The organism is Rhizobium sullae, from assembly GCF_900169785.1.
GTDB lineage: Bacteria > Pseudomonadota > Alphaproteobacteria > Rhizobiales > Rhizobiaceae > Rhizobium > Rhizobium sullae.
In genome coordinates, this window is the sequence record NZ_FWER01000120.1 from 1 (window position 1) to 9,371 (window position 9,371).

The window sequence follows — 9,371 nt, forward strand, 5'->3', positions numbered from 1 at the left end:
AAATCACGAACAACCGCAGAGTCGGCCATCGAGATTGTCGAGCGAGGAGGGTGTTTGGCCTACGAGCGGCTATCCTTGCTGTCATCAAACGGCACTCCTCTGCTGAAGGAGTTGTCGGTATCGATCCCGCTCGGGACCCTCGTGTTGCTCACCGNTGTCATCAAACGGCACTCCTCTGCTGAAGGAGTTGTCGGTATCGATCCCGCTCGGGACCCTCGTGTTGCTCACCGGACCTAGTCAGGCTCCGGGAACGGCGTTGTTCAGAGCGACGGCGGGCATTCCGACGCCCGGCACAGGGCGCATAATTCGCCCTGGTTCCGACGACATCGTGTTTCTCAAGCAACGACCTTATCTGCCGCCAGGTACGTTGCGCCAGATTCTTGTGCGTCTGGAGAATGCAGGCGAAATTTCGGATGAACGAATGTTCCAGGTGTTGCGCGAACTTGATCTCGAACGGGTCGTGAGCCAGACGGGCGGGTTGGATAAGGAGCAAGGCTGGGAAATGTCGCTTTCGCTGACCGAGCAGCAGCTCTTAGCCGTTGCGAAAGTTCTGCTCGCGCCGCCGCAGGTCGTCTTCCTGGATCGAGTCGACACGACGCTGGGGTCCAAAAAGCTCCGCAAGATCCTGCGCCTCCTTTCCGACCGTTCGATCACCTGCATCAATAACGGAGAAGCCCACGACGCGCGTGATCTGTATCACGCGGTCCTTAAGTACAGTGAGGATGGTCGGTGGAAGTGGACACCGAACCGAGCCTGATCTTTACTGGAATGGCTCGCAATAACTACCGACCAATCACGGTCAAGAGCAACGCCGGTACAGCCGCCGAGGTGCTGAGCCGCGATCAAGCTCCCTGCGGAACGTTCTTGAAAGCACGTGGCTTTCAATCAGACTGCAGCGACAGCCATCCGCCCGAGAAGCCCGCCCGGCACAGGCCAGCCAGTAGGCCCGTCCGGTAGTTCTCGACCGCCAGCACGATCGGCCCCTAGTCGATGCCGAAGTGACACGGAGATATCCACCATTCTGTGGGATTGTCTTCCACCGCAAACGACTGATTGAATGACGGCTTGAATCCGTAAAGGCGCGTCATTCCAAGGGGCATCCGGGCAAAGTTGCGGACCGTCGGTACGACGGTCTCTGGTGCGAATGGCAGCGAGGCAATGACAACCCACGGGGCGATCGTCCCATCGTCAGGGCCAAACGGAGCAACGCGGGCGATATAGTCGAAGAACTGCCGCTCGACACCATTGACCTTCCGCGTGATCCAGCCGAGCCCGTCGCACGCCGTGAAGCCCCAGCAATATTGCCCGTAGCCGACGAAGTTCATTGAATTGCGTATCGCGTACTCCTGCTGCGCAAAGACCCCGAAAGTCCACCCAAAGATGCGACAGCTGATGGGTGAAAAAGGGCCCCCCGAATAGAGCAGCCCGCGGCCGTAGATGCCTTTCCATTCGTAGGTCGCGGTGCAGGCCGCATAGCTTTCCGGCTCCAGCCGGTGGTTCGGCGAACCCAGGCCCAGGAAGTAAAGCAGCAAGCCCTCGTCGTAACCGCGCCAGCGGTGAGGAATGAATCCATTTTCTGGCGTCCAACCGTCCGTCAACGTGAGTTCGCCGTTGCAGGCCCAGCTCCAGTCCGCACGATCATAACGCTGGTTGGCAAGCCGGCGGACTTCCGCTTCCTCGGCGGTGTCGCGATCGAAAAAGGTGGCAACTGTCAGAGCACCTGCGAACAGGAATGCCGAATCTATGGTGGACAATTCGTATTGCCAGACTCGGCGACCGTTTTCGATGTCCAGAAAATGGTAGAAGAAGCCCTTGTAGCCGGATGCGTCCGGCTCCGGCCCCTGCGGCAACTCCATCAGATATCTTAACTGCCTGCGAGCGATCTTCGCCGCAAATTGGCGGCTGATTACGCCGCGCTCTACGACAACGGGACTTGACGTGCCGCTCTGCGCGTCACCGCGGATGAAGAGCATGACTGCTGCACCCAGTTCCGAAAGCAGCCAGTGGGCTTTGCACGAGCCATACCCGCGAGCGAAATTTCTACCAGGCAATCATGCGTAAGCTATGCAGGATGACCTGCAGACCAAGAGCTGCCTGGGTTACCCCGAGCACCACTGCCAATACCTGAAGCGAAGTTCCTATCCACCTCAGAATGGTCTCTGCGAACATCATGGCCACCCAGTCCAGCGCCAGGATCAGCAATACGATAGCAGCCACGGTGAGGCCTTCCGCGTTGCGGCCGCCCGCCAACGTCGCGAAAACGATTACCGCGGCGATACCATAAGGCGTGACAATCGTCGGAAACGCCAACGGTGTAAGGGCCAGTCTCAGATCTGGCGGTTGGCCCGGCTCAGTCGGCCGATCCGGCAGGCTGGCAGATTGCTGCAAGATGGTTCGCAAGGCCACGAGAAACAAGATGATGCCTCCGGTCATCGCCAGTACAGGCAGTGAGATTTCGAAATTCTCAAGCATGGTACGGCCAAGCAAGCCGGCGATTGCCAGCGCGGCCGCCGAAAAGAGGATCGCTCTCCTGGCCATCGAACGTCGAAAGGGAGGATTGCAGTTGCTTGTGATGGTCACGAAAGGCACCAGGATCTTGATCGGGCCAAGCATCAGAAAAAGCATGAAGAACATTTTCCGCGCGCCGAACTCCACCTCCGGCGTGCCCGCTCCAAGCGGCGACTGCGCAAAGGATTGCATCGGAAAACAGGCAGGCAGGATCATCGCCAGAGCGAGGATCAGGAGAATCGATCGACCAGCGCGCCGCTGCCGGGGTTGTTCATGATAGATTGATTGGCGCAAGCCAATAAGGCCGAGCCCGTAAGATAGGGCAGCCCCAGGGGATATGTCCCGCAGCCACGTCAACGATGACCAGTCTCCAGCCAAGAGAGCGCCTTCCTTTCGCTTGGAGCCGAAAAACCGGATTTCGAGGTGAACGAAATAGCCGGCGATGCGCTGAATGATCTTCAGGACTCCGCTGCGATACGTTCGATCCCTCGAAATCGGGCGCCTCACCTGAAGCCCAACCTCTGCGTTGAAACGAGGGCGGTAGTCGGCTCTATCCGCGCGAGACGATACACATCCGACCTAGAGCCAGCCCCCTGAAAAACCTGCTCGGCGCAATCCCGTCACGACGGGCTTGCATCGGCGCATGATGTTCCAGAGCAAACCGGTCCGGTAGTTTTCGATCATCAGCACCACCGGACCTTGGTCGATGCCAAAGTGATAGGGAGTTACCCACCATCCGGTCGGACTGTTTTCGACGGCATAGGTCTGGTTGAACGACGGTTTGAAACCGTAAAGCCGGGTCATGCCGAGGTGCATTCGCGCAAAATTGCGCACTGTCGGTACGACGATCTCCGGCGCGAACGGCAGCGAGGCGACAACGACCCAGGGCGCCACGGTCCCATCATCAGGTCCGAAGGGGGCGCCTCGGGCAATGTAGTCGAAGAACTCCCGATCGACCCCATCGATCGTTCGCTTGCCCCAGCCGGGTCCATCGCAGGCGGTGAATCCCCAACAATGCTCCCCATAGCCTGCGAAGTTCATCGGGTTGCGGATTGCGTATTCTCGCTGGACATACGTCGCATGCCGGCTGTTTTCGAAATAGTCGGTGTCATGCTGGCGCATGAACGCATCTCGAATGCCTCGAAAGTCGATCCACATGTGCGACAGTTGGTGGGTAAAAAGCGGCCCCGAATACAGCAGCTCGCGGCCGTAGATATTTCGCCATTCATAGGTTTCGGTGTAGGCGGCATAGCATTCGGGCGGCAAAGGGTGAGTTGGGGATCCTAGGCCGATGATGTAGAGCAGCAGGCCTTCATCGTAGCCACGCCACCGATAGGGAATGAAACCACTCTCCGGACGCCAGCCATGCGTTAAAGTTGCACCGCCATCGCGAGCCCAGTTCCAGTCGGCACGCTCGTAAAGCGCCATCGCGAGCTGGCGGATTTCCACCTCATCGGCCGTGTCGCCATCAAAATAGGTGGCAACGGTCAAGGCCCCTGCGAACAGGAAAGCCGAGTCGATCGTCGACAATTCGCATTGCCACACCCGGCGCCCTGTTTCGATGTCCAGAAAATGGTAAAAAAAGCCTTTGTAGCCCGATGAATCCGGCTCCGGCCCCTGCGGGCATGCCATCAGGTATCTCAACCGATTGCGGGTGATCTTTGCCGCAAATTCGCGGATGAGGACGCCGCGCTCCACAACCACGGGGATGGTCGCCAGTGCCATGCCGATCGCCGCGATGCTTGCCGGTGCGTTTGGCTCTGTCTTGTCGCGAACCAGGCCGTTGTCCGGGTTTGTGCATTGGAGGTAGTACAGCAGGGTGGTGAATTGCAGCCGACCGAGGTCCTGGTCCGTTGGCAGGCGGTCGAGGTCGGGGTCGGTCGAGAGCGTTTCGGGCATGACCGCTAACCAATGACAATGTCGACATCGTGCGTGCGAGCGTCCTTCGCAAGCCGGACGGTTTCGTTCGCGACAGGTTCACCGTCCAGTGTGATGGAGTGCACGCCTCTGCCGATACCCTTCGCGTTGTCGAAACGGATGCGGTAGGTCGCCGATCCATATCGGTATGTAATCTCATAGGCCGGCCAGCTTGCCGGAACGCATGGTTCGAACCGCAGAAACTGTCCTTGCTGGCGAAAGCCAAGGATCGCCTCGAGCGCCGCGCGATAGAACCAACTGGCCGCTCCGGTGTACCACGTCCATCCGCCACGTCCCGTGTGCGGTGGCGCGCCATAGATATCGGCGGCGACCGCATATGGCTCGACCTTATAGCGTTCGACTTGATCTCTCGTCGCCGCATGATAAATCGGATTAATCAGGTTCCAAAGCTTCAAGGCGAGATCGCCGTCGCCCTGCAAAGCCGTCGCCCAGACAACCCAGGTTGCCGCATGTGTGTATTGCCCGCCATTTTCACGGATGCCGGGGACATAGCCCTTGATGTAGCCGGGCTGCAGCACGCCTTCGTCAAAAGGCGGGTCGAAGAGTTTGATCAGCTTGTCCTCCTGGCGTACGAGCCGGTCGTGGACCGTACGCATGGCCTGCGAAGCGCGTTCCGCATCGGCCTCGCCTGAAATGACGGCCCAGGCTTGCGGGATGGCGTCGATCTGGCATTCGTCGTTCAGGGACGACCCGAGCGGCGTGCCATTGTCAAAATATGCCCGGCGATACCAGCCGCCGTCCCAGGCGTTGGTCTCAAGGGCTATGCGCAAAGCCTCGGCCCGTTCGCGGCACCAGGCGGCGCGGCCTTGATCTCCGCGTGATTCTGAAATCGTGGCAAATGAATTCAGGACCGTGAGAAAGAACCAGCCGTTCCAAACGCTCTCGCCCTTGCCTTCGGCGCCGACCTTATTCATGCCGTCGTTCCAGTCACCCGTTCCCATAAGGGGAATGCCGTGACTGCCCAAACGGTAGCCATGCTCCAGCGCCCGGACGCAATGCTCGTAGACGGTGCCGGACTGCTCGCTGGTCGCTGGCTGGTTGAAGTCTTCCTCTTGGTCGTCTCTCAGCAACGGTGACGTGATGAATGGAACCATCTCATCGAGGAGTTGAACGTCGCCTGTCGTGGAAACGTAGTGGTGAACGACAAGGGGTAGGAAATACAAGTCGTCGGTTATCCGAGTACGCACACCGATGCCAGACGGTGGGTGCCACCAGTGCTGGACGTCCCCCTCCTCGAATTGGCGCGCCGCCGATCGCAGGATGTGTGAGCGGGCCTCGCTCGGTATGCTGTAGACCAGTGCCATCACGTCCTGCAGTTGGTCCCTGAATCCATACGCACCGCCAGATTGATAGTTGGACGTGCGCGCCCATACGCGGCATGCCAAAACCTGGTACAACAACCAGCGGTTCATCATCAAGTTCAAGCCCGCGTCCGGTGTCGAGACCTGGATCGCGTTCAGAATGTCATCCCATTGGCGGGAGACAGCCGATTGGTCCGCGGGTACGCGATCGAGGTCGGCATGCTCCTGGACGAGCCTACGGACCTCATCGAGGCCGGCAGCCTCTCCAAGGACGAAGACAACCTCTCTGCTTTCGCCGGGGGGTAGGGAGATATCCACCATCAGCGCGGCGCAGGGATCCAGTAGCGGACCAAAACGTTCCGCCAGATCTCTTCGCCCCAGGGCCGCCGGGTTAAACACGAAACCGTATTTGCCCAGAAATTCCCTGCGGTCGGACGTGGCCGACCTTGCCGGCTTACTGGTGCCTGCAAACGCCAGCTTTCCGGCAAAATCGCCGGCCCAGGGATTTCTGGCTACGATCGCACCCGATCTGGCATCCCGCTCGCAGACGATCCGCGTTGCTGTCTCGTCGCGGTGCGTCCCAAGCACCCACTCGGCGAAATAGGTTGCGGTGACATGCCGAGCGCGGGTGTCCTCGTTGCTAAGCCTGAGGCGTATGATTTTGANCCACTCGGCGAAATAGGTTGCGGTGACATGCCGAGCGCGGGTGTCCTCGTTGCTAAGCCTGAGGCGTATGATTTTGACCGGATCGTTCGGCGCGACCGATACCGTCAGCTCTTGATTGAGATAACGACTGTAACTTGCATACCGGCTGTAACCTTGGCCGTGACGAACAGTCACGACCGCACCGGGACCGAGCGGTAGGGGCGTCGGCGTCCAGACATCGCCGGTTTCCTCATCCCGCAAATAGAGGACCTCGCCCGGCGCATCCGTAACCGGATCGTTCGACCATGGCGTCAGCCGGTTCATCTGGCTGTTCTCTGACCAGGTGTAGCCAAGACCGGCTTCGGTTGTCAGACAGCCAAAATCGCGGTTTGCGATCACATTGGTCCAAGGCGCCGGTGGCAAGGCGGGGGCTCGGGGTTTGACCGCATCCACGCGCACGACATACTCGCGTCCGTCGGGCGTGAAGCCCCCGAATCCGTTCCAGTGCTGTAAATCCTCGACCGCGTCAGGATGTGGGGCCGCAGTTTGCCCGCTCACCCGAACGGCTAACGTCTGTGAAAGAGGTGACAGAGCGGGGGAGGGCAGGTTGAGCTGATCGGCAAGTGTGCCGCCGCTTCCCAGCAGGACAATGCGCGCTGCCGCGGCGATGGTCGCCACGTGATCGCTTTCGGTATCGGGATCGGAAAGGACAAAGATTCCGCCAGGTTTGCCGATCATTTCGGCTTGCGGGCCTGACTGCAGCTTTTCAGTCTGTCGCTTGGCGCTGGCTGCACCACCGTCGTCAAGCAGCACCAGGTCGTATCTCAGGCCCCTCCGACCGGCGAAATCGTGGCCCATCGTCACTTGGTTAACGAAGGCATCATCCCTGTCGCCATTGGCTCGGACAAGCACGATCGGAAGGTCGCCGGAGATACCATGGGCCCACAGAGCGGTTCGATCCGATCGATCTCTCTGGGGCCCAGCCGCCTGCCGCATGGCCGGGTTCGCAAATACGACATTCCCGGCCAGCCGATTGAACAGCGAGACATCGTCAGACTTCAGGTTCGACGTGCGAAGCTCATTTTCGTATTTCTCTGAAGCTTCGGAGAACACTCGCTCGACCCTGTCGAACTTGGCATATCTTTCGGCGATGAGCTGCACGGCTGACTGGTCATCCGCAGCACCTGTGACGAAGGCCACACGTGCGTCGGCGCCTGGCGCCAGACGAACCGTCCGCCGCAGGCAGAAAATCGGGTCGAGGACAGGGCCAGTCGTTCCGGAGAGCGATGCAACCGCGTCGAATACGACGGGATTGGCTGTTGTCCGGCCTCGGCCAAGAAATCTCAGCCGATCGGTTTCATATTGGACCGCTTGGGAAAGCGGTAGGGTCGATGAAGAAACGTGAACGGCCCAGATGGCTTTCTCCCCGGCAGCACGTGGCCTGCGACGCGCAAATAGGGCGCCTGTCGCCTCGTCATATCGTGTTTCGACAAAAAGCTTGGCAAAACCCGGATGCGACATGTCCGCGCGACGATTGTTCAGGCAGACTTCGGCATAGCTTGTCAGTTCGAGGATTCGCTCACGTGTGCCATGGTTCGTGACTGTGAGCATACGCACTTCCGCGTCCAGATCGGGTGCGACACAGATTTTCGTGAGGATTTCAATGTCACCGGCATGGCAGCGGAATTCGGCCCTGTCTCCGTGAAATGCGTGCGCGTAGACATTCGAGGGCTGAAATAATGGCTGCTTTCCGATGGACCAGAGGTCGTTGTCGGTCAGATCCCGAGCGTAACAAAATTGGCCCCAGCAATCACGGGTGGCGTCCTCGCGCCACCGGGTGATGTCGAGGCCTTGCCATGTTCCGTAACCGGCCCCGGCGGCTGTAACCAGGACACTGTACCGATCGTTAGAAAGCAACGCGACCGCTGAACTCGGATCCGCCAACTCCGCGACGCTATCGTGTCTCGCCGGCGCCTCGGGCGTGCTGTGGCCGTGAATTGATTTTACCATCAACGTTTTTCCCACTCAGAACGACGACACCCGCCTCGAAAGCAAGACCATCACCAACTGCTGGCAGCTTTCCCGCACACTACTCATAGACTTGTCCATTCCAGACCCTCACTGCGGGTATCTCGTGGTAGTAGGTGAGGATGCTCAACGTGCCGGTATTCAGGAGAAAATGCTGTCCGGCACGCGGTGGCAGGCCAATCCATCGCGCTGCAAGCACGCGCAGCACGTGCCCATGCGCGAACAACGCAACGTCGCCATCCGCAGCCCGGGTGCGCGCCACGACTTGATCCACTCGAGCACCAATTTGCCTCGGCGTCTCGCCTCCGGGGCATCCATCACGAAAAATCAACCAACCCGGTCTTTTCGCCTGAATTTGCTGGGGCAGCAGGCCCTCATATTCGCCGTAGTTCCACTCCATCAAGCCTGGATCGATGATGGCCTCGGCGCCGAAGCCTACCAAGTCACACGTCTCCCGTGCCCGCTGCAGCGGACTCACAAGAACGAGCGCGAATGTTTGCCGAGCCAACACCGGCCGCATCCGTTCCGCTTGTTGTCGTCCGTTGTCGGTCAAGGGGACTTCTGTCATGNTGTTTGCCGAGCCAACACCGGCCGCATCCGTTCCGCTTGTTGTCGTCCGTTGTCGGTCAAGGGGACTTCTGTCATGCCTGTGTGTTGCCCGGTCAGGCTCCACTCGGTCTCCCCATGCCTGATCACGAATACTTTCACGTCCAGCCCTCATGGCTTAGACATTGTCTGCCTCTGTCGATCGCAGCTCTCCCAAGGTAGCCGCCTGTCCCCACATCCAGCCCGAGATTCCCGGCACGTCGTCGCCATATTTTTCGATGTGCTGCCGGTGTTCGATCAGCTTCTGGTGAATTGCCTGTTTGAAATAGGCAGCGCGAGCGCCGAGTTGCGGTAGCCGGTCGATCACGTCCTCGACCAGATGGAAGCGATCCATCTCATTCAGCA

At 59.5% G+C, this 9,371-nt stretch carries 5 protein-coding genes and 2 pseudogenes; 1 reads left to right on the forward strand and 6 read right to left on the reverse strand.

Annotated elements, in window-relative coordinates; genetic code table 11:
- The first annotated feature begins 187 nt into the window (after positions 1 to 187).
- Positions 188 to 757, forward strand: coding sequence for an ATP-binding cassette domain-containing protein (locus tag BN1800_RS38800; RefSeq protein ID WP_280174001.1), 570 nt, complete (start codon positions 188 to 190; stop codon positions 755 to 757).
- A 124-nt stretch (positions 758 to 881) separates the two neighbouring features.
- On the opposite strand, the pseudogene BN1800_RS38805 reads toward BN1800_RS38800, so the two are convergent.
- The 6 genes and pseudogenes from BN1800_RS38805 to BN1800_RS38830 all read right to left on the reverse strand — a co-directional run.
- Positions 882 to 1,973: pseudogene (locus BN1800_RS38805) on the reverse strand (glucoamylase family protein).
- A 67-nt stretch (positions 1,974 to 2,040) separates the two neighbouring features.
- Positions 2,041 to 2,700, reverse strand: a complete 660-nt coding sequence (locus BN1800_RS38810) for a MarC family protein (RefSeq protein ID WP_087006183.1) — start codon at positions 2,698 to 2,700, stop codon at positions 2,041 to 2,043.
- A 387-nt stretch (positions 2,701 to 3,087) separates the two neighbouring features.
- Positions 3,088 to 4,407: a glucoamylase family protein gene (locus BN1800_RS38815; protein WP_087006178.1), complete on the reverse strand. Its 1,320-nt coding sequence runs from the start codon at positions 4,405 to 4,407 to the stop codon at positions 3,088 to 3,090.
- A 5-nt stretch (positions 4,408 to 4,412) separates the two neighbouring features.
- Positions 4,413 to 8,402: a GH36-type glycosyl hydrolase domain-containing protein gene (locus BN1800_RS38820; RefSeq protein ID WP_087006180.1), complete on the reverse strand. Its 3,990-nt coding sequence runs from the start codon at positions 8,400 to 8,402 to the stop codon at positions 4,413 to 4,415.
- Between the two features lie 79 nt (positions 8,403 to 8,481).
- A pseudogene (locus tag BN1800_RS38825) lies at positions 8,482 to 9,134 on the reverse strand (histidine phosphatase family protein).
- A 10-nt stretch (positions 9,135 to 9,144) separates the two neighbouring features.
- Positions 9,145 to 9,371 (reverse strand): phosphoketolase family protein (locus tag BN1800_RS38830; protein ID WP_143534256.1); only part of this gene is annotated, 227 nt, incomplete at its 5' end.

Coding starts and splice junctions, on each gene's coding strand:
- BN1800_RS38810 (WP_087006183.1), bottom strand. CDS start 2,700: ATGCAATCCTTTGCGCAGTCGCCGCTTGGAGCGGGCACGCCGGAGGTG.
- BN1800_RS38815 (WP_087006178.1), bottom strand. CDS start 4,407: ATGCCCGAAACGCTCTCGACCGACCCCGACCTCGACCGCCTGCCAACG.